Raw genomic sequence first — 20,218 nt, forward strand, 5'->3', positions numbered from 1 at the left:
GTAACTTATGTCGGTTAAGCATCAGGCATGATGATTTCTATCCAATTCACGTTGGATGTTCATCGAACGGGGACCTGGCACTGGGCTGCGCCTGTCCGTTCAAGAACCGCGAGTGCCGTAAAATGCGTAATCTGCTTCATATTATACCATTTTACGGCGAAATACTCTAGGAAAAAGTTCCCGTATAGGTCTAACGGATGGCAGCGCCGTTGCGAATTTTGTCAGCCAGTTCGTCTATTTTACGAAGACGATGATTGACGCCCGACTTGCTGACGCTACCCTTCAGCATGTCTCCGACCTCTTTAAGATTCAAGTCGGGATGCTTCACACGGATTTCCGCGACTTCGCGGAGTTTCTCCGGCAGGCTCTCCAGGCCGACTTCCCGTTCGATAAGACGGATGTTATCGATCTGCCGGACAGCCGCGCCGATGGTTTTATTAAGATTCGCCGTTTCGCAGTTTACGATTCGGTTCACCGAATTTCGCATATCCTTCATGATCCGAACATCTTCGAAACGCAACAGGGCCTGGTGTGCGCCAATAATGCTGAGAAACTCAATAATCCGTTCGCCTTCCTTGATGTAGAAAACGAACCCCTTCTTGCGCTCGATGCATCTGGCGTTCAAATCGAAACGGTTAGCAAGTTGGCACAGTGCCTGGCAGTGTTCTTCATACATGGAAGCAATTTCGAGATGATACGAAGAACCCTCCGGATTGTTGACGGAGCCTCCCGCAAGAAAAGCCCCCCGAAGGTAGGCCCGACGGCAGCAGTTTGTTTTTACAATACTTTTGTCTATGCCCGGAGTAAACTGGAAGCCTTCCGACACGATATAAAGGTCGGAAAGCAGCTCCTGCACCTGGTTCGGCACGCGGACGATATAGACATTATTCTTCTTAAGACGCATTTTCTTACGGACGAGCAGCTCGGTGTGAAGCTTATACCGCTTTTTAAGCAAAGAGTAAATCCTCCTGGCAATAGCGGCGTTTTCCGTTGAAATATCAAGAACGACGCGCTGATTCGTCAGCTGGACGGAACCGTTCATGCGGATAAGAGCCGACAATTCGGCTTTCTCGCAGCAATCCTCCGCTTCGATTAGGGTCAATTCCTTCTTCGTTTGCGCCGCAAAAGACATGGGGACTCACCTCTTCCTGAGCATCCAGCTCTCCACGATCTGATAGATATGCTCGCTTAATTTATCCGCATCGTGGCGCAGATAGGTCCGGAAAAGCACCAGCTTGTCGGCGATGACGCGGTATCCCCGCTTCGTCACCTCGTCCAGATCCAGATGGACGGCTTTGGCGCCCTTCTCGGCATATTTATTCTGTACCTGAGGAGGAATCTCCCCGTTATTTACAATGACATAATCAAACAAATGATGGCCTATATGGTTATGAATGGCCGTCAGATGATCCCCGACGGAGTAATCGTCCGTCTCGCCCGGTTGGGTCATCACGTTGCAAATGAACATTTTGACCGCATCGGATTTAAGGATCTCCTCCGCTATTCCAGGCACGAGCAGGTTAGGAAGAATACTCGTGTACAAGCTGCCGGGACCGCACAGGATGGCATCCGCCTCACGGATAGCCTCGATCGCCTCCTCCAGCGGTTCGATATCCGCCGGCTCCAGCATAACCCGCTTGATGCGCCCTCCGGCCAGTGGAATCTTCGACTCCCCTTCCACGATCGTGCCGTCCTCCATCAACGCCCGCAAATAGAGCTCCTGCCTCGAGGCAGGCAGCACCCGGCCGCGAACCGCGAACACGCGGCTCATCTCGCGAATTCCGGTGACGAAGTCACCGGTGATGTCCTTCATCGCCGCGAGAATCAGGTTCCCGAGACTGTGCCCCGCGAGCCCGGTTCCGGCCGGAAAGCGGTACTGCAGCATCTCGGAAAGCAGTGGCTCCACATCCGCGAGCGCCGTAAGCACGTTGCGGATATCGCCCGGTGGAGGAATTTGCAGCTCGGAGCGTAGAATGCCGGAGCTGCCTCCGTCGTCGGCTACCGTAACGATAGCCGTGATATCCAGCGGTTTCTGCTTCAACCCCCGGAGCATGACGGACAATCCTGTTCCGCCCCCTATGACGACTATCCGGGGGATATCGGCAGGGCGGTAAACTTTAGACATAGTTTCACCCTCTTATGGTCGGTCGCGTTCCGCATCTCGATGATTGACTCTGACGATCTCCGTCTCGCTGTTTCCCATAACCTTGCCCAAATACTCGGCAATAGCCACAGACCGATGCTTGCCGCCCGTACAACCGATGCCTACGACAACCTGGCTTTTGCCTTCTTTTTTGTACTGAGGAACGAGAAAGTGAAGCATATCGAGCAGTTTCGCCAGAAACTCCTGCGTCTCGTTCCACTTCATCACGTAGTCGTATACATCCGCATCCTGTCCCGTATTCGGGCGAAGCGTCTCCACATAGTGCGGATTCGGCAGGAATCGTACGTCAAAAATCAGATCGGCATCAATTGGGATGCCGTATTTAAAGCCGAAAGAGATGACATTTATAGATATGCCTCCGCTACCCATATTGGTGAAGCGGGAGGCGATTTTTTGTTTGAGCTGTGCCGGTTTCAACGCACTAGTGTCGATCACCTGCGAAGCGTGGCCCTTTAATTCTTCCAGCAGCTTGCGCTCCAGCAGAATGCCCTCTAACGGCGCATCGTTGGGAGCAAGCGGATGGCGGCGCCTGCTTTCTTTGTAACGCTGAACCAGCGTGGAATCCGTTGCGTCGAGAAACAAAATCTCGTACGTCAATGTGTAATCTTCCTTAATGGAACGCAGTGATTCCTGCAGCGCCGTGAAAAATTCCCGGCCGCGGAGGTCGATCACCAGCGCCACCTTGCCGATTTTGCCGTGGGACTGCTCGATTAATTCCGCAAATTTCGGAATCAGAACAGGCGGCAAGTTGTCCACACAGAAAAATCCGAGATCCTCGAGACTTTGTACGGCAATTGTTTTCCCTGCACCGGACATGCCGGTAATAATGACAAGCTTGGCCGCCGCTTTGCTTTCTTCCATGAGTTCACCTTCCTCATCCGTTATAGGGTACCCTTCCGGGCGGAAGCCGCATTGTAAGCTTTGGTTGCTAATGCAGGTTTAAACCCGCCGCTCCTACGATGCCCGCATCGTTGCCCAGTGTGGCCGGCACGATTTCAACGCCTGTATAAGCGCGTTCCGGAGTCAGCTTGCGGAATGTCTCGCGGATCGGGTTGAACAGGATTTCTCCCGCTTTCGATACGCCGCCGCCGATAATGAACCGCTGCGGATTAACGGTTACCGCCACGGCTGCCATGGACTTGCCGATATAATAGGCGGCACGGTTAACGATGCGCACAGCGACCTCGTCTCCCGACTTCGCCGCATCGAATACGTCCTTCGCCGTAATCTTCTCGATCAGCGCCAGACTCGTACGGTCGCCGCGCTCTTTGGCATCGTTGGCCATTCTGACGATACCCGTGGCGGAAGAGACCGTTTCCAGGCATCCGGATTGTCCGCAGTTGCAGGCAATCGCTTCAATATCCGGAACAACGGACATATGTCCGAGCTCGCCTGCCATCCCATTGAAACCTTGATAAATTTTTCCGTTTATAATAATGCCTCCGCCCACGCCGGTTCCAAGCGTATAGCAGACCAGGTTCGGGATTCCCCGTCCGGCTCCGCCCCACGCCTCACCAAGCGCCGCGACATTGGCGTCATTGTCGATTTTTACGGTTTTGCCAAGCTTCTCCTCAAGGGTCTTCTTGACTGCGACATTGCGCCAGCCCAGATTAGGCGACAATTCCACAAAGCCTGTCGGAATGTCCATAAAGCCAGCGATTCCGGCTCCGATCCCCGCTACTTGTTCCCATTCGTATGGCGATTCGTCTACGATCCTGTGGACGTACTCAACAATACGGTCAAGCACAAAATCGGGACCGTGCTCGGCTCCGGTAGGACCTTCATAAGTCTGAATCAATTTTCCTTCTTCGTCGCAGAGGCCTACCTTGATGCTGGTGCCCCCTAAGTCCACTCCGACATAAATCCGTTGTGTCATGCTAAATGTCACCTCAGTGAAGAGTTAAGTTATTTCCAAATCTTTCGCGATGGGTGTTGCTCCTGTACCCACTATAAGCGAACCCCATAGGAAGGTCAAGGACGGCAAATTGAAAAAACGTGGAAGGGTGTAGGCCGTTCCACGTCTTTGCGTATGAGTCTAATAATCCGTTTTACAGGGACTTGCTCCAATCGTGAACCATGTGGCCCTCGAGGAACTTTTCGCAGTCCAGAGCCGCCATACAGCCGCTTCCCGCCGCCGTAATGGCTTGACGGTATTTCAAATCCTGAACGTCTCCGCAAGCGAACACGCCAGGGATGTTGGTTTCCGTCGTTCCCGGTGTAACGAGGATATACCCCGTTTCGTCGGTCGTGATTTGTCCGCCGAGGAACTTCGTGTTCGGAGTATGTCCGATCGCCACGAAAATACCGTCGGTTTCAAGAACCTCTTCCGCTCCGGTCTCGTTGTTAAGAACTTTAAGGCCGGTTACGCCTTTGTCTCCCGCAACGACTTCAAGCGGAGTGGAGTTCAAGCTCCACGTGATTTTCTCGTTCTCACGCGCACGATCCTGCATAATCTTGGAAGCACGGAGTTCGCTTCTGCGGTGAACCAGTCGAACTTCGGAAGCGAAACGTGTCAGGAAGTTCGCTTCTTCCATTGCGGAGTCGCCGCCGCCGACGACGATGATTTTCTTGCCGCGGAAGAAGAATCCGTCGCAAGTGGCGCAAGTGCTCACACCGCGGCCGATATTCTCGCGCTCGTTCGTGATGCCGAGCAGCTTAGCGGAAGCGCCGGTGGAGATGATCAGAGATTCGGTCTCGATCTCGCCAAGACCTTCCACATTGAGCTTGAACGGACGTTCCGTAAGCTCTACACTGTTAACCCAGCCGGTTTTGAACTCGGCGCCGAAACGCTCAGCCTGCTTGCGCATGTTAGCCATAAGTTCCGGTCCCATGATTCCTTCCGGGAAGCCAGGGAAGTTTTCGACCTCGGTCGTGGTCGTCAACTGTCCGCCCGGTTCCGGACCTTCAATAACCAAAGGGTTGAGATTGGCGCGTGCCAGATAGATGGCTGCTGTTAATCCGGATGGTCCGGTTCCTACCACAATTGTTTTATACATGGATCGATCTCTCCTCCTTGGGAACAAATCAGAATTCGTATGATCGCGGGCTGAGTGTTGAGTCATCACTGCCTGCAATCATTCTCTATTTAAAATAATTCTAATTAAAATTATTCTAATTTGCAAGTGTGATTAATCCCGGCCCTTCTTTTCCACGTTCCAGAGCTTCGGCAGAATCGCATCCATCTTCTCCTTGAGCCCGCAAGCTTCGTCAATCAGCTTCACATTCTTGCTTACGGTCGAAACGGTCGTATGGTAGCGGCTGGCTACCTCGTGATAGGAAATTGACCTGCGGTGCATTTTGGCGACCAGGTATTCGAGAGCGGCGGACCAGCCCTCCACTTTTGTAATCCTCGGCACGCTCGGATACACTCTGCTCAAATATTCTACCCATAGAGTCTGAAGGTCATGCTGCTGGATCATGTCGTACCGCTGGTGCATGTGCCGGTGAGCGGTCTCCATGACGGTCTGCCATTTGGGCTCCCATTTCGGAAGATCGGTCGTATGCACGGAGTTTTCCACGGTTTTTACGGTACCGTCCAAATGAGCTTTCAAAGGCTCTTCGACTCCGATAGTCCGCAAAACGAAGATAGCTACCTTTTTGAGGTAGTCGTCCTCTTTAGGGTCACCGATAAACTCGATGAGGGCTTCTTTCACTTCATTGTCGCCGATATACACGAACGTCTGAAGCACCTGCAGCTTCGTCTCCACATCTCCGTGGCGCAGCGCCCAGAAGAAGGAGCTGCGGACAAGCGGGTCCTTCGCAATCTGATCCGGGATCGATTCGGGAGACTGCTCCAATTGGCGGAACTGTTCCTCAAACGGAAGGTTATAGTGGTAGCTCAAGGACAGCGGGCGGTCATCGGAACGGCGGTTCAGCTGCTCCAAATAAAAGCGGGCGATTTCCGACCCGTTCTCCAGCTTATCCACCTGATTCCAGAGAATCCGGGCTTCCTGAAATCTGCCGATATTACAAGCGGCCACGGCCGCATAATGGTAAACGCACGGATCCAGACCGCTATCGTTGGAACGGGAAATCCTTCTGAAGAGCTGGTAGGCTTTCTCGTGATCGCCCAGAATCCCCATTGTGGTCGCAAGCTTGAAGACATGCTCCTGCTGGAAAGGATACGTTTTGCGTAAAGTTCCCATCAGTTCGGCAAGTTCTTCCTTACGTCCGAGATGCTGGTAGAAGATTGCCATATTGCACAGCGCGTGAAGGTTCCCGGGATCTATGTTCAGCACCTCGACAATAGCATCCAACGATTTCTGAAAATGACCGGTGTAATAATAAGCCAGCGCCAAGTTATTACGGGCCGCCAGAAAATCGCCATGCTCTTCGACGAGTTCTTCCAGAACACGCACCGCTTCCGCGAACTTGCCTTCTTCCAGAAGCAGACGCGCCTGGTCGTGCTCGTATAACCCCTCGCGGGATTTGATGGTCTTGAGTTTGGCGGGACGCTCCAGCTCGTAGCTGAGAAAATCAAGCATCTCCTCGGCTTCTTCCAGGTAATGTCCGTTTGTATCGTTCTCCAGATAACGGACAAGAGAGCCCTCCGCCTGTTCGTGTTGGTCCATGTTGGCGTAATTGTTCGCCATATAGAAGTAGCATTCGGTCATCGAGGGATCGATCCGGTCGAGAACCTCTTTTAAGATGTCGTTGGATTCCTCGTACTTGCCCAATTCGGAGAGAACCCCTGCAAGGTTGCAGTGGTTCACCGGGTTATCGTATTCGTATTCTACCGCTCGCCGGAAATATTTCAACGCCTTATCGTAATGGAAACGATCGAGCGACTGAACCGCTCTTTCAAAAAAGAACGTGGCATCCATGCTGATGGGAATAATTTTCGGTTCCGGCTTTACGGAGACACGCTTTTTCTTTTCCATGACTAGGCACCTCCGGTACTTTGAGATCTATGATCAAGTATAGCACAGTCCCCGAGGTTTCAAAAACACGATTTAAACGCCGCCGTATTTAAACAGCGAAGAGAGAGAGCCGCCGTCGCTGACGATACGTACCGCATGCGAGAGCAGCGGAGCAACGGAGAGCACCTTGAAACGTTCCGCGTGATCGTCCGGAATCGCCAGGGAATCGGTGATCACGACTTCACGAATGTTCGGGTGATCCAGACGCTGGAGAGCCGGGCCCGAGAATACCGCGTGAGTGGCGCAAACGTAGATATCGTTGGCTCCGCGTTCCTTCAGTCCTTCCACAACGTTCACGATCGTTGTGCCTGTGTCGATCAGATCCTCGATGATGATCGGCGTACGGCCTTTAACGTCCCCGATCACGTGAGTCACGACCGCTTCGTTGTGAGCGGGACGTTTCTTGAACATCATCGCGAACGGAGCATCGAGAATGTTGGCAAGACGCTCGGCCGTCGTAGCGCGGCCGGCATCCGGAGATACGATGACCGGATCGACGATATTTTTCTTCGTGATGTAATCGCTGATAAGATCAAGAGCGGTCAGGTGATCCACCGGAATGTCGAAGAAGCCTTGGATCGCCGGTGCATGAAGGTCAATGGTAATCACACGGTTCGCTCCTGCGGCACTGACCAGATCGGCGACAAGTTTCGCGGAAATCGGTTCGCGCGGCGCGGCTTTTCTCTCTTGACGGGAGTAACCATAGTAAGGCAGGATCAAGTTGATCGTGCGGGCGGATGCACGCTTGGCCGCATCCATCATAACCAATAGTTCCATAAGGTGTTCATTGATCGGATGGGAGAACGTTTGTACTAAAAATACATCGCAGTTACGGACACCTTCTTCATACAAACAATAAATTTCCCCGCTTTTGAAGCGAGACAGCTTGATTTTACCGAGCGCAACGCCCAGGTCGTCGCAAATGCTCTGTGCCAGCTTCGGGTTGGAAGAGCCGGAGAAAATTTTAATGTTGTTGAGATCCATGGTTATGGTTACCTCCGAAATGTTTTTGATTATTGGGACTGCAGACGGGTCAAACTTCTGTATAGAACGCTCCGCATACGTTTTCATACGAAAGCGCTTTTTAGCATGTAAGCGAGAAAAAAGATGCCCCCTCTGTCTAGTATCTAGTACCAGGGACATTCTCCTACCCCACCATTATACATGAAACTTGTCGAAATGAAAAAGCACAGAGGGACGCCAAATCGAGGTAATTGTGGCTAGTTTATGAACTTCGGAAACAAAAACCGGCACCCGTTCCTCTAGATGGCATATTTGCCTATAGAGTCGGATGCCGGTCCCTTTATTTGGATTTGCTCATGTGGCGCCGCTCCAGCTCCGCCATTACATCGTCAAGCGGAAGCTTGGACTCACGAAGAAGAACCATCAAGTGAAAAATCAGATCGCTCGTTTCGTACCGGAGCTCGTCGTGGTCCCGGTTTTTGGCCGCGATGATTACCTCTGCCGTTTCCTCGCCTACTTTTTTGAGAATTTTGTCGATTCCCTTCTCGAACAAGTAGGTCGTGTAGGCGCCTTCGGGTCTTTCCGCTTCGCGGGAAGCGATGACGGATTCCAGCCTCGACAAGATGCCGAACCGGTCGGGGGAGGCGGGCACGGCTGCAGGTTCTGCGGTTGCACCGGAATCTGCGCCGGCCACCGGAATTTCACTGCCGAAGCAGGTGTAGGATCCGGTGTGACAAGCGGGTCCGGTCTGTTCCGCCAGCACCAGAAGCGTGTCCGCATCGCAGTCATAGCGGAGTGAAACCACGCGCTGCGTGTGCCCCGAAGTCGCCCCCTTGTTCCAAAGCTCCTGCCGCGAGCGGCTCCAGAACCAGGTCGTGCCGGTGGCCACCGTTTTTTCAAGCGATTCTTTATTCATATAAGCCAGCATCAGAACGTCTTTGCTGATGGCATCCTGTACAATAGCGGGAACGAGACCCTGCGAATCGTAGCGGATGCTGTCCAGTTGTATGCCTGTCATCGAATCTCCACTCCTTTTTTCTTCAAGCTCTCTTTAACGCCCTGCACCGTCAGTTCTTTATAATGAAAGATCGTCGCGGCCAGACCCGCATCGGCACGGCCTTCGGTGAACACCTCGTAGAAGTGTTCTTCATTTCCGGCACCTCCGGACGCGATAACGGGGATCCCGACAAATCCCGATACCGCCTTGGTCAAAGCCAGATCGAACCCGTCCTTCGTCCCGTCCGCATCCATGCTGGTAAGAAGCAATTCCCCGGCGCCCGCCGTCTCCATCCGCTTCGCCCACTCGACAGCCCGGATGCCGGAAGCCGTCCGGCCCCCGTGCGTATAGACTTCCCACTCGCCCCAGGCCGGGTTGAACTTGGCGTCAATGGCGACAACGATGCACTGGGACCCGAATTTGCGGGCTCCGTCCGATACAAGCTGCGGATTCTTGACAGCCGCCGTGTTGATGCCGATTTTATCCGCGCCGGCACGGAGCAGACGCTTCATATCATCGGTAGTCGAAATTCCTCCGCCGACCGTGAACGGAATCGTGATTTCGCCTGCCGTTTTCTTCACGACCTCCACCATCGTCGCCCGTCCTTCAACCGAAGCCGAAATATCCAGGAAAACGAGCTCGTCGGCGCCTTCGCGGTCATAAATGGAAGCAAGCTCGACCGGATCGCCCGCGTCTCTCAAATTCACGAAATTTACACCCTTGACGACCCGGCCGTCCTTCACGTCCAGACAGGGAATAATCCGTTTAGCCAGCATTCTGACTTCCCCCTTTAACTCTGTACCACCCTATATGAGAGCACCTTGATGCGTTCGTGTTTTCCTTGATCCGTGGTTCCTCGCACCGCCCTAAACCTAAACCAGCTTTAGAGCTTCCTCAAGCCGGATGCTGCCTGTGTAGAGCGCCTTGCCGACAATCGCGCCGCCCACGCCATTCGCAGCCTCGGCGGCAAGCCGCTCCAGGTCTTCCGGTCGGCTCACACCGCCGGAAGCGATAACCGTCTGGCCCGAAACCTTAGCCAGGCGTACGATAGCCTCCACATTCGGCCCGCCCATCATGCCGTCTCGTGAAATATCGGTGAAAATGAACGTCTTGGCTCCATGCTCGGCAAGCTGAACAGCCAAATCCTCCGCTTTTACCGAGGAAGTTTCGAGCCAGCCCCGGGTCGCGACGAAACCGTCCCGCGCGTCCAGGCCGATGGCGACGTTCTCGCCGTGTTTGGCCAGCAGAGACTGGACGAAAGCCCGGTCCTCGATGGCCGCGGTCCCGAGAATGACACGGGATACGCCCAGCGACAGCAGACGATCCACATCCTCTTCCGTACGGAGTCCGCCCCCCACCTGGACCGGAACTTTCACCGTGCGTGCGATTTCGCCGATCAGCTTGTCGTTAACCGGCCGTCCTGCCTTCGCACCGTCCAGGTCGACCAGATGAATCCATTGTCCACCTTGAGCTTCCCAAGCTTGCGCGACCTCAAGAGGATTTTCGTTATAGACTGTTTCCTGATTATAATCGCCTTGAACGAGACGAACGCATTTGCCGTCCCGGATATCGATTGCCGGATAAATAATAAAGGACATTTTTCGTTACCTCCACCTGATAGGCCGCAGGGCCGGTTAATCTTAGGCCCCTACCTTGCTTTGACAAAGCCCTACGAAATTTTGAAGCAGCCGCATGCCCAGCTCACCGCTTTTTTCCGGATGAAACTGCATGCCGTAGACGGAACCTCTTCCTACTACAGCCGTAACCGGCTGATGATAATCCGTGACAGCCAGAAGATCCTCCTGACGCTCCGGCTTCACATGATAAGAATGAACAAAATAAACGTGGCCCTCTTCAAGCCCTTCCAGAAGCGGGCCGGCCTGCTTGAACTCCAGCCGGTTCCAGCCCATATGCGGCACCTTGTAGTCCCCTCGGAATCGCACGACTTGACCGGGAAGCAGATTGAGGCCTTCATGCTCTCCGTATTCTTCGCTGGAGGTGAAAAGCAGCTGCATGCCGAGGCAAATACCGAGCAGCGGCTTCCCTTGAGCGGTCTGTTCCCGCAAAAGCCGATCGAGACCGAGCGAGCGGAGCTGCTCCATCGCGTCGCCGAACGCTCCTACTCCGGGCAGAATGAGACCTTCCGCCTCCGCGAGAATATCCGGATCGGATGTAACCGTGGACTCGCATCCGAGACGTTCCACGGCCTTGCTCACACTATGCAGGTTGCCCATGCCGTAATCGATGATGGCAATCATGCTTAGAGAACTCCCTTCGTCGAAGGTACTCCCTTAACACGGGGATCAATGGAAGTGGCTTCATCCAGAGCGCGTCCTAGCGCTTTGAACACCGCTTCGATCATGTGATGCGTGTTCCGGCCGTAATGAACAATGACATGAAGGGTAATCCGGGCCTCCAGAGCAAACTTCCACAAGAACTCGTGAACCAGCTCCGTCGTGAAACTTCCGACCTGCTGGGACGGATACTCCGCCCGGTATTCGAAATGAGGCCGGTTGCTGACATCGATAATCACCTGCGCCAGCGCCTCATCCATCGGGATAAATACGCTGGCGTAACGCTTGATGCCCTTCTTGTCCCCAAGAGCTTCCCTGAGCGTCTGACCGAGACAGATTCCGATGTCCTCTACCGTGTGGTGATCGTCTATGTCAACGTCTCCGCGAGCTTGAACTTTAAGATCGAACTGTCCGTGCTTGGCAAAAAGATCGAGCATATGGTTCAGAAAAGGAACATCCGTCTCCAGCTCCGAGACACCGGTTCCGTCCACGCCGAACGAAAGTTCGATGTCGGTTTCGTTCGTTTTGCGCGCTACACTGGATACGCGCGCACGGGAAACGGGATCCGTGACGGACAAGCCTTCACCTGCGCCCGTGTCTACTGCATCCACGTTAACCGATCCACCGGGGTATCCGCCTTCCAGCCCCGCTTGTTTTGCGTTCTTGTCCACTTGTTCAGCCATGAAAGTTCCCTTCTTTCTGCAATCGAACTTGTATCGCTCTGGCATGCCCTTCGAGCCCTTCATTGCGGGCGAGCGTCATAATTTGCTCTCCGTTCGCAAGGAGAGCTTCCTTACTATAGGAAATCACACTGGATTTTTTAATAAAATCATCGACGTTCAGCGGCGAGGAGAACCGGGCCGTACCGTTCGTCGGCAGCACGTGATTCGGTCCGGCGAAATAGTCGCCGACCGGCTCCGGGCTGTACGCGCCGAGGAAGATCGCCCCGGCGTTCTCGATCCGCGGCAGCACCGCGAACGGGTCGTCCACGAGCAGCTCCGCATGCTCCGGAGCAATCGCGTTGACGACGCGGATGCCCTCGTCAAGATCCCCGACGAGGACGATCGCGCCCTTGTTCGCCGTGGACACCTCGGCGATCGCTTTGCGCGGCAGCGCCTGCAGCTGCCGCTCCACCTCTCCGCGCACCTGCTCGGCGAGCTTGCGTGACGGCGTCACCAGAATGGCGGGTGACAGCTCGTCATGCTCCGCCTGGGCCAGCAGGTCCGCGGCGATGTATTCGGGGTCCGCCGACTCGTCGGCCAGGACCACGATGTCGGTCGGCCCGGCAATCATGTCGATATCGACAACGCCGAATACGGCGCGTTTCGCGAGTGCGACGTAAATATTGCCGGGTCCGACGATCTTGTCGACGGCACGAATCGTATCCGTGCCGTAAGCGAGCGCCGCGACGGCCTGTGCGCCGCCGACGCGGTAGATCTCCCGCACGCCGGCCTCGGCTGCCGCCACCAGGATGTGCGGGTTGATGCCCTCTTCCCCGGCTGTAGCCGGCGGCGTCACCATCACGATCTCGGGAACGCCGGCGACGACGGCCGGGATAGCGTTCATGAGCACCGATGAGGGGTAAGCCGCCTTCCCTCCGGGGACGTACAAGCCGACGCGCTGCAGCGGCCGGATGATCTGGCCCAGCAGGGACCCATTGTCCTGCAGGTCCATCCAGGACACGCGTTTCTGCTTTTCGTGAAACGCGCGGATGTTGGCGGCGGCTTGACGCAGCGCCTTCAGAAACTCGGCGTCCACTCGGTCGTACGCCGCCTCGATCTCGGCTTCGTCTACGCGGAGTTCGTGAAGGTCGACGCCGTCGAACTCCTTGGACAGCCGCCGGAGAGCCGCATCGCCTTCGCTCCGTACAGCGGCGATGATCGATTTTACGGCGTCGTTCTGCTCCGCCGTCCCGTAGTCCACTTCCCGAGCGAGTTTAAACTCTTCCGCAGGCACGATTTTCATGCGCAATCACCCTTTCATAACGCCGGCTTCCGCCTGCTAATCGTTTCGTTTTATAACGCTTTATGTCATCCGTCAGGGGATAGCAGCCTCTTACTCCGGCAACGCAATCGTTGCCTGCAGAGCGTCGCAAAGCTGCTGAATCCGGTCGTTTTTCATCCGGTAACTGACGCGATTCGCGATAAGCCGGCTCGTGATCGGAAATATTTCCTCGTATTCGACCAATCCGTTTTCTTTCAGAGTCTGACCGGTTTCGACCATATCCACGATCCTGTCGGCCAAGCCGATCAGCGGCGCCAGTTCAATCGAGCCGTTCAGCTTGATGACTTCGACCTGCTGTCCTCTTTCCCTGAAATACTGGGAAGCTACTCGGGGATATTTGGTCGCGACGCGGGGATTCAGAACGGGCTGCCAGTCCGGCAGCGCGATAACGGACATCCGGCAGCGGGCGATACCGAGGTCAAGCAGCTCGTAGACGTCCCTGTTTTCTTCCATCAATACATCCTTACCCACCACTCCGATATCCGCCACTCCGTATTCCACATAGGTCGGAACATCGACGGGTTTGGCAAGAATGAATTCCATGTTGGCTTCCGGAAAGGTCACGATCAGTCTCCTGGAATCGTCACCGCTATCTTCAGGCATCGGCAATCCCGCTCGGCGGAAAAGTTTGAATGCCTGTTTATATATACGCCCTTTGGGCATGGCTACCTTAAGCATTTCCTGCATGCCTTCAGCCTCCTGTCAGCAGCCTCTGTCGAAGCTAAATGATTGCGGAACCCCGTACGGCGCGTAAGCCGCAAGCAAGGCCCGCTGTATAACCGGAAAGGCCGGTTTGAACGGCCTGAATCGTTTGTTTTATCGCATCGTCAACCGGTTTAGGCTGCCGCATTCGTATGATTTAACAGCTCTATACCGGCCGGCGAATTTATCAACTCGGACGCTGAAAATCAATCCGTCAGGTAGAGCAGGACGTCCGAGTACACGTTCCCTTCGTACCGGTAACGGCCCTGTCCCAGTTCGTGCAAAGCTGCCGGATCCCACGACGCACAGGATCCGGTTCCATTGCCGGCGTGGCGTGTCACAACGACCTTTCCGGGAAGGGTCCTCAGCTCCCGGGCTTTGCCCAGCGCTTCGCCGCGGCGGGATTCCCCGTATACGATCAGGACCCGTTCCTGCTGCTTGCGGACCGCATCTCCCGCCGCTTCCAGAATGCGGTTCGTCTTCAAGGCAAAGCCCGTTGCCGGTGCGGGACGTCCGAACTGAGCGAGCAGATTGTCGTATCTGCCCCCGCTGCACAGCGGGAATCCGAGATCCGCGGCATAGCCTTCGAACGTAAGACCCGTGTAGTAAGAAAAATTCCCGATCATCGCCAGGTCGATCAGCACATGCTCGCTGACTCCGTAAGCCTCCAGAACGTTCCATACCTCGCACAGATGGGCGATGGCCGCCTGGGCCGTCCGATCGGAAGTGACGCTGAGTGCCTGTTCGCAGATGTCTTTGCCTCCGCGCAGCCGGAGGATGCTCTCCAGTTCGCCGCGCCGGGCTTCGTCCACACCCATACGCCGAATGGCCGTGCGGTAACCGACGTAGTCCCTGCCGAGCAAGCAGCTCTTGAGCTCTTCCTGAGCTTCGGGATGGTCTTTGAGCGTTTCGCCGAACAAGCCGTGTAAAAACCCGACATGCCCCAAGGCAAACTTAAACGTTTTTACGCCTGCGGCCTGTAAGGAAGCAATCGCCAAAGCCACTACTTCGGCATCCGCTTCCGCGGACGGGTCGCCTACGAGCTCCACACCGGTCTGCACGAACTCCGAATCGCGCCCGGCTTCTTCCTCCATCGCCCGGAAGACATTCCCGTGATAGCTGAGACGGAGCGGGAGAGGCTCATCCCGCAGAAGAGAGGAGACCACCCGTGCGATAGGGGCCGTCATGTCGGAACGTAGTACAAGCGTTTTCCCGTTGCGGTCCAGCAGCTTGAACTGTTTCCGGTCTTCGATGGAGCTGGCCATCCCTACCGTATCGTAAAATTCCAGCGTCGGAGTCACGATTTGGCGGTAACCCCACCGTTCCATGCAGTCCAGCACGCTGAATTCGATCTCACGGATTCTCGCTACCGATTCCGGAAGCAAATCTTTAAAACCCGTAGGCTTTTCAAACACTTTAGGTTTAGACATTCATGTTCCTCCTTGCCCTGCCGGTACACCTCTATTTTCAAAACGCTTTAGTACGCTACCATACTACCAAATTGAAGGATATCCGTTAGTTTATCACGGAATGTCAGAGGCGTCAATTTGCAGATTCATTCCCATTCGTTTCTCTGCAGCCAATGTCCTCTTCGCTTCAAACAAAAAAACAGTTCATCTTCTTAAGAAGATGAACTGTTTGGATTGGTGCTGTTGCCGGAAGCCGACTCCGGTCCGGATATTTCCGCTGACGCTCCGAAAGTCCGGGCTTCTGCGGAATCGGGAGTTCCCGTCCGGATAACCTGAAGCGGATTGCCCGCTACGAAACTGTATGGCTCCACATCCTTGTGGACGACAGATCCTGCACCGATTACGGCGCCATCCCCTATCGTTACACCGGGCAGAATGGTCGTGTTCGCCCCGACCATCACATTCGATCCGATCTTCACTTCACCCAGACGATACTCCTTGGTCAAATACTCGTGAGCCAGAATGGTTGTGTTGTACCCGATGATCGAGTTGCGGCCGATCTTTATTTTTTCCGGAAAAAATACATCCACCATCACCATCAAAGCGAAAGCGGTGTGTTCTCCCACCTCCATGCCCAACATGCGGCGGTAGATCCAATTTTTAACCGGAAGCGAGGGACAGTAGCGGCTAATTTGTATCCAGACGAAATTTTTGACCGCTTTCCATTTGCTGACCGTCCGGTAAATCTGCCATAAGGCGTTAGGTCCGTCGACCGGGTATCTGTCGGTTTTCCTCAAACACTTTCCTCCGTAATCCCGAAAATCGTATACAGCTCGCGCATATCCGCGATCATATGCTCCGGATGGTACTGTTCCAGGTAGGCCTGGCCCTTAAGAGACCAGTTGACAGCCACGGCTTCAACGCCTGCGGCTTTGGCCGCTTCGATATCATAATGGCTGTCGCCCACCATGACGGCTTCCTCCGCTGTTGAGCCCAGTTCATCGAGAGCCTTCCTGATTCCTTCCGGGTCCGGCTTCGCGTTCTTTACATCATCGACGGTCACAATACTTTGGATATACGGCAGCAGTTCGCAAAGCTCCAGGCCCAGCATGGTTGTCAGCCTGATTTTGCTGGTTACGACGCCGATTTTGACTCCGTAGGCATGCAGCTTGGCCAATACCTCTTTTACATAAGGAAAAGGCCTCACCAGCTCGTCGTGGTGCTTAAGATTATAAGACCGGTAAAGAGTCAGAAGATCCGTCACTTCATCCAGGCCGCTGAAAAACTGGAGCTGCTCGATGAGAGGGCGCCCCATGTGGGGAATGATGTTGTCTCTTGTAAACAGCTCGGGCGTCTTTCCTTCCAGCGCATGCAGGAACGACTGGATAATGAGCTCGTTGGTGTCCAGAATAGTGCCGTCCAAATCAAACAATACCGTATGCTTCATGCTGTGCTCCTTATTATCAAGAGTTCTGTCCTGTTTTCAATGGCTTGTGTTGGCCGAAGCCGGTGTCCCGCCGATTTTCTCGATCGGATCGCTGTACTTGGTTTTCGCATAGCCCATACGGCGGCGCAGGACGATGATGATGATAGCCGCGATGATGATCAGCACGGCAAGAAGCTGGGAAATGCGGATGTTGCCGCCGTAAGTCATCGTACCCGCTTCACCGAACAGCAGGGACATCGGCGACCACAGTCCGTTCAGCAGGGAAGCCAGCCATGCCGGTCCCGTGAAATCGAGGCTGTCCGTACGCAAGCCTTCGATGAAGAAGCGGCCCAGCGAATACCAGATAAAATAGCTCATAAACAACTCGCCCGCACGAAGGAACGGACGGCGGCGCAGCCAGAAGAGCAGCAGCAGACCGACGAAATTCCATACCGATTCATACAGGAAAGTGGGATGATAGAAAATGCCTTCGATGTTCATCTGGTTCACGATCCAATCCGGCAGATGAAGCGTGTTTCGCAGGAAAGATTCGCTGACCGGGCCGCCGTGGGCCTCCTGGTTCACGAAGTTACCCCAGCGGCCGATCATTTGGCCGACAATGAGTCCAGGAGCGCAAATGTCCGCGATCCGCCAGAACGAGTATCCTTTGCGGCGGACATAGATGACCGCTGCGATAATAGCCCCGATCAGAGCGCCGTAAATGGCGATTCCCCCGTGCCAGATGGCGATGATTTCGCCCAAATTGTTTTTGTAGTTTTCCCATTGGAAGGCCACATAATAAATACGAGCGGCCACAATGGCAGACGGAACTCCGATCAGCAGCAGATCCATAAAAAACTCGGGCTGCAGCTTGAAGCGTTTGCCTTCCCGAATGACAAGCAGCAGCCCGATCAGGGCCGCCGTGCCTAATATAATGCCGTACCAATGCACGGAAATCGGGCCTAGCTTAAAAGCGACTGGATTTAGCATAAACGGTCGATATCCTCCTATTCCTTACCTGTGTGGGTATGAACCGGCTCTCAGTCCATGTCGTCCAAATCTTCGGCCAGCGTTTCCGTCAGCTTATTGGTGAACTGCAGGGCCGCGTTGAAGCCCATCCGCTTGAGCCTGTAGTTCATCGCCGCAACTTCGACGATGACCGCCAAGTTTCTTCCCGGACGGACGGGAATGGTGATCAGCGGCACATCCGTTTCAATAATCCGGGTCGTTTCTTCGTCCAGACCGAGGCGGTCGTATTGCTTATCCTGCTGCCAAGTTTCCAACCGGGCAACGACGGATATTTTCTTGACGTTCCGCACCGCTCCCGCACCGAACAGCGTCATCACGTTAATAATGCCGACGCCGCGGATTTCGAGCAAATGGCGGATCAGGTCGGGAGCGTTCCCGTACAGCATATAATCGGCTGTCTGACGGATTTCAACGGCATCGTCCGCTACCAGACGGTGGCCGCGCTTGACCAGTTCGAGCGCCGTCTCGCTTTTCCCGATTCCGCTGCCGCCCGTAATAAGCATTCCGACGCCGTACACATCCACCAGTACACCATGAATGGTAGTGGAGGGAGCAAGCTTGTTTTCGAGGAAGTTGGTCAGCCGGCTGGCCAGAATGGTGGTCGCCACCTGGCTGCGGAGAACCGGAAGCTGGTGCTTCTTCGCTTCCTCCACCAATTCCGCCGGAATATCCAATCCGCGGGTGACGATGATGCAGGGCGTCTCTTCGCTTGCACAAAGCTGCTCGGCACGATGCAGCCGGACCGTTTCATCCAGCGTTTCGAAGAAGGACATCTCGGTGCGTCCCAGCAGTTGAACGCGTTCCTGCGGATGATAATTGAAGTAGCCCGCCATTTCCAGACCGGGCCGGTAAAGATCGGCAACCGTTACAGTCCGCTTAAGACCGTCTTCGCCGCAAATGACTTCCAGGTTGTAATGCTCAACCAGCTCAGACACTCTCACTTTTTTGCCCATCGTTCATTCCCCTTTGTTTTCCCAATAGTTCCATCGTAATTCAACTGCCGGGTGAAAATCAACCTGCCGGCAGGCCTACCGATATGCTGCGCAGAGGTGTAACTTCTGCATCGTTCCCATAGGCCGCCTTATCAACCTCTAATACGTCAAAAAAGCCAGTCACGATGGACTGGCTTTAAATTGATGATTCTTACGAGTTCAGAAGAATGGAGTTCGTTGTTTCTTTATCGAAGAAGTGAACTTTGTTCATGTCCAGAGCAAGCTTCACGTTAGCGCCGTCTTTCAGACCGGAGCGGCCGTCAACACGCGCTACGACTGTACCTTCGCCGATACCGGCAAGGTGAACCTGCATCTCGTGACCCAGGTTCTCGGACACTTCGATCAGGGCGTTAACCACTGTCTTAGCGGAAGCTTCAAGGAACACAGGCTCATCGTGGATATCTTCAGGACGAATACCCAGAATAACTTCTTTGCTCGCATAGCCTTTATCGCGAAGAACTTGAGCTTTGCCTTGCGGAATAACAACGTCTACGCCTTTGGCTTTGAAGTGAAGCTCTCCGCCTTGGTCGCTCAGCGAGCCGTTTACGAAGTTCATGGAAGGAGATCCGATGAAGCCCGCTACGAACATGTTGACCGGGAAGTTGTAGATCTCTTCCGGAGAAGCCGCTTGTTGGATGATGCCTTTGTCCATAACGACAATCCGGCTTCCCATCGTCATAGCTTCGGTTTGGTCATGCGTTACGTAGATGATCGTTACGCCGAGACGTTTGTGAAGTTTGGAAATTTCGGCACGCATTTGTACACGAAGTTTAGCGTCCAAGTTGGAAAGCGGTTCGTCCATCAAGAAGACTTGCGGTTCACGGACGATTGCGCGGCCCAGGGCGACACGCTGACGCTGACCACCAGAAAGTGCTTTCGGTTTGCGGTCCAGAAGGTGTTCAATATCGAGAATTTTAGCCGCTTCACGCACGCGTGCGTCGATATCGGCTTTTTTGAATTTACGGAGTTTAAGGCCGAACGCCATGTTCTGGTACACGTTCATGTGCGGGTACAGGGCGTAGGACTGGAATACCATCGCGATGTCGCGGTCTTTAGGAGCCACGTCGTTCACGAGACGGTCGCCGATGTACAGTTCGCCTTCGGAAATTTCTTCAAGACCGGCAATCATCCGCAGAGTTGTGGATTTACCGCAACCGGATGCTCCTACCAATACGAGAAACTCTTTATCTTGAATATCGAGATGGAAATCCTTAACGGTTGCTTCTTGGTTGCCTGGGTACCTCTTTACGATATGGTTAAGACGAACGCCTGCCATAGTTCATTCCCCCTGGTTCTTGAATGTTCTTAATTTGGAATCT

Annotated in this window: 20 protein-coding genes; all 20 read right to left on the reverse strand. The window is 54.4% G+C overall.

Features of this window, described 5'->3' with window-relative positions:
- Positions 1-190: 190 nt before the first annotated feature.
- A complete protein-coding gene (gene whiA / locus AC2TF6_RS26915) occupies positions 191-1,132 on the reverse strand; it encodes a DNA-binding protein WhiA (protein ID WP_326050966.1) in 942 nt (313 codons plus the stop codon).
- A 6-nt stretch (positions 1,133-1,138) separates the two neighbouring features.
- Positions 1,139-2,125, reverse strand: a complete 987-nt coding sequence (locus AC2TF6_RS26920; protein WP_009676861.1) for a gluconeogenesis factor YvcK family protein — start codon at positions 2,123-2,125, stop codon at positions 1,139-1,141.
- Positions 2,126-2,137: 12 nt separating this feature from the next.
- Entirely contained in the window at positions 2,138-3,025 is an 888-nt protein-coding gene (rapZ, locus tag AC2TF6_RS26925; RefSeq protein WP_491309280.1) for an RNase adapter RapZ, read from the reverse strand.
- A gap of 67 nt (positions 3,026-3,092) precedes the next feature.
- Entirely contained in the window at positions 3,093-4,040 is a 948-nt protein-coding gene (locus AC2TF6_RS26930) for an ROK family glucokinase (RefSeq protein ID WP_218230951.1), read from the reverse strand.
- A gap of 172 nt (positions 4,041-4,212) precedes the next feature.
- A complete protein-coding gene (gene trxB / locus AC2TF6_RS26935; RefSeq protein ID WP_491309281.1) occupies positions 4,213-5,160 on the reverse strand; it encodes a thioredoxin-disulfide reductase in 948 nt (315 codons plus the stop codon).
- A gap of 132 nt (positions 5,161-5,292) precedes the next feature.
- Positions 5,293-7,044 (reverse strand): tetratricopeptide repeat protein, encoded by a 1,752-nt coding sequence (locus AC2TF6_RS26940; protein ID WP_491309282.1) that lies wholly within the window; start codon positions 7,042-7,044, stop codon positions 5,293-5,295.
- Positions 7,045-7,116: 72 nt separating this feature from the next.
- Positions 7,117-8,067 carry a ribose-phosphate diphosphokinase gene (locus tag AC2TF6_RS26945; RefSeq protein WP_042232320.1) on the reverse strand — a complete coding sequence of 317 codons (951 nt, stop codon included), beginning with the start codon at positions 8,065-8,067 and terminating at the stop codon, positions 7,117-7,119.
- Between the two features lie 319 nt (positions 8,068-8,386).
- On the reverse strand, positions 8,387-9,064 hold the full coding sequence (hisIE, locus tag AC2TF6_RS26950; RefSeq protein ID WP_491309283.1) for a bifunctional phosphoribosyl-AMP cyclohydrolase/phosphoribosyl-ATP diphosphatase HisIE: 678 nt from the start codon (positions 9,062-9,064) through the stop codon (positions 8,387-8,389).
- A complete protein-coding gene (hisF, locus tag AC2TF6_RS26955; RefSeq protein WP_042232324.1) occupies positions 9,061-9,819 on the reverse strand; it encodes an imidazole glycerol phosphate synthase subunit HisF in 759 nt (252 codons plus the stop codon). The genes hisIE and hisF overlap by 4 nt, the downstream gene beginning before the upstream one ends.
- 96 nt (positions 9,820-9,915) lie before the next feature.
- Entirely contained in the window at positions 9,916-10,641 is a 726-nt protein-coding gene (hisA, locus tag AC2TF6_RS26960; protein ID WP_491309284.1) for a 1-(5-phosphoribosyl)-5-[(5-phosphoribosylamino)methylideneamino]imidazole-4-carboxamide isomerase, read from the reverse strand.
- Positions 10,642-10,683: 42 nt separating this feature from the next.
- The gene (hisH, locus tag AC2TF6_RS26965; RefSeq protein WP_491309285.1) at positions 10,684-11,301 is read right to left on the reverse strand and encodes an imidazole glycerol phosphate synthase subunit HisH; all 618 of its coding nucleotides are present in this window, start codon (positions 11,299-11,301) and stop codon (positions 10,684-10,686) included.
- A 2-nt stretch (positions 11,302-11,303) separates the two neighbouring features.
- Positions 11,304-12,020, reverse strand: a complete 717-nt coding sequence (gene hisB, locus AC2TF6_RS26970) for an imidazoleglycerol-phosphate dehydratase HisB (protein ID WP_491309286.1) — start codon at positions 12,018-12,020, stop codon at positions 11,304-11,306.
- Positions 12,013-13,302 carry a histidinol dehydrogenase gene (hisD, locus tag AC2TF6_RS26975; RefSeq protein WP_491309287.1) on the reverse strand — a complete coding sequence of 430 codons (1,290 nt, stop codon included), beginning with the start codon at positions 13,300-13,302 and terminating at the stop codon, positions 12,013-12,015. The genes hisB and hisD overlap by 8 nt, the downstream gene beginning before the upstream one ends.
- A gap of 90 nt (positions 13,303-13,392) precedes the next feature.
- Entirely contained in the window at positions 13,393-14,028 is a 636-nt protein-coding gene (gene hisG, locus AC2TF6_RS26980) for an ATP phosphoribosyltransferase (RefSeq protein ID WP_491309288.1), read from the reverse strand.
- 221 nt (positions 14,029-14,249) lie between these two features.
- Positions 14,250-15,473, reverse strand: a complete 1,224-nt coding sequence (locus tag AC2TF6_RS26985) for an ATP phosphoribosyltransferase regulatory subunit (protein WP_491309289.1) — start codon at positions 15,471-15,473, stop codon at positions 14,250-14,252.
- Positions 15,474-15,664: 191 nt separating this feature from the next.
- The gene (locus tag AC2TF6_RS26990) at positions 15,665-16,249 is read right to left on the reverse strand and encodes an acyltransferase (protein ID WP_491309290.1); all 585 of its coding nucleotides are present in this window, start codon (positions 16,247-16,249) and stop codon (positions 15,665-15,667) included.
- Positions 16,246-16,899 carry a pyrophosphatase PpaX gene (gene ppaX / locus AC2TF6_RS26995; protein WP_491309291.1) on the reverse strand — a complete coding sequence of 218 codons (654 nt, stop codon included), beginning with the start codon at positions 16,897-16,899 and terminating at the stop codon, positions 16,246-16,248. The genes AC2TF6_RS26990 and ppaX overlap by 4 nt, the downstream gene beginning before the upstream one ends.
- A 36-nt stretch (positions 16,900-16,935) precedes the next feature.
- Positions 16,936-17,868 (reverse strand): prolipoprotein diacylglyceryl transferase, encoded by a 933-nt coding sequence (gene lgt, locus AC2TF6_RS27000; RefSeq protein WP_491309292.1) that lies wholly within the window; start codon positions 17,866-17,868, stop codon positions 16,936-16,938.
- A 50-nt stretch (positions 17,869-17,918) separates the two neighbouring features.
- Positions 17,919-18,860, reverse strand: a complete 942-nt coding sequence (gene hprK / locus AC2TF6_RS27005; protein ID WP_009676857.1) for an HPr(Ser) kinase/phosphatase — start codon at positions 18,858-18,860, stop codon at positions 17,919-17,921.
- 190 nt (positions 18,861-19,050) lie between these two features.
- Complete coding sequence (locus tag AC2TF6_RS27010; RefSeq protein ID WP_009676853.1) at positions 19,051-20,175, reverse strand: ABC transporter ATP-binding protein; 1,125 nt, start codon at positions 20,173-20,175, stop codon at positions 19,051-19,053.
- Positions 20,176-20,218 lie beyond the last annotated feature (43 nt).

Source organism: Paenibacillus sp. JNUCC 35 (assembly GCF_058269095.1).

Bases quoted from the DNA above. Each gene is read 5' to 3' on its own strand.
- whiA (WP_326050966.1), bottom strand. From the start codon at position 1,132: ATGTCTTTTGCGGCGCAAACGAAGAAGGAATTGACCCTAATCGAAGCG.
- AC2TF6_RS26920 (WP_009676861.1), bottom strand. From the start codon at position 2,125: ATGTCTAAAGTTTACCGCCCTGCCGATATCCCCCGGATAGTCGTCATA.
- rapZ (WP_491309280.1), bottom strand. From the start codon at position 3,025: ATGGAAGAAAGCAAAGCGGCGGCCAAGCTTGTCATTATTACCGGCATG.
- AC2TF6_RS26930 (WP_218230951.1), bottom strand. From the start codon at position 4,040: ATGACACAACGGATTTATGTCGGAGTGGACTTAGGGGGCACCAGCATC.
- trxB (WP_491309281.1), bottom strand. From the start codon at position 5,160: ATGTATAAAACAATTGTGGTAGGAACCGGACCATCCGGATTAACAGCA.
- AC2TF6_RS26940 (WP_491309282.1), bottom strand. From the start codon at position 7,044: ATGGAAAAGAAAAAGCGTGTCTCCGTAAAGCCGGAACCGAAAATTATT.
- AC2TF6_RS26945 (WP_042232320.1), bottom strand. From the start codon at position 8,067: ATGGATCTCAACAACATTAAAATTTTCTCCGGCTCTTCCAACCCGAAG.
- hisIE (WP_491309283.1), bottom strand. From the start codon at position 9,064: ATGACAGGCATACAACTGGACAGCATCCGCTACGATTCGCAGGGTCTC.
- hisF (WP_042232324.1), bottom strand. From the start codon at position 9,819: ATGCTGGCTAAACGGATTATTCCCTGTCTGGACGTGAAGGACGGCCGG.
- hisA (WP_491309284.1), bottom strand. From the start codon at position 10,641: ATGTCCTTTATTATTTATCCGGCAATCGATATCCGGGACGGCAAATGC.
- hisH (WP_491309285.1), bottom strand. From the start codon at position 11,301: ATGATTGCCATCATCGATTACGGCATGGGCAACCTGCATAGTGTGAGC.
- hisB (WP_491309286.1), bottom strand. From the start codon at position 12,020: ATGGCTGAACAAGTGGACAAGAACGCAAAACAAGCGGGGCTGGAAGGC.
- hisD (WP_491309287.1), bottom strand. From the start codon at position 13,302: ATGAAAATCGTGCCTGCGGAAGAGTTTAAACTCGCTCGGGAAGTGGAC.
- hisG (WP_491309288.1), bottom strand. From the start codon at position 14,028: ATGCAGGAAATGCTTAAGGTAGCCATGCCCAAAGGGCGTATATATAAA.
- AC2TF6_RS26985 (WP_491309289.1), bottom strand. From the start codon at position 15,473: ATGTCTAAACCTAAAGTGTTTGAAAAGCCTACGGGTTTTAAAGATTTG.
- ppaX (WP_491309291.1), bottom strand. From the start codon at position 16,899: ATGAAGCATACGGTATTGTTTGATTTGGACGGCACTATTCTGGACACC.
- lgt (WP_491309292.1), bottom strand. From the start codon at position 17,868: ATGCTAAATCCAGTCGCTTTTAAGCTAGGCCCGATTTCCGTGCATTGG.
- hprK (WP_009676857.1), bottom strand. From the start codon at position 18,860: ATGGGCAAAAAAGTGAGAGTGTCTGAGCTGGTTGAGCATTACAACCTG.
- AC2TF6_RS27010 (WP_009676853.1), bottom strand. From the start codon at position 20,175: ATGGCAGGCGTTCGTCTTAACCATATCGTAAAGAGGTACCCAGGCAAC.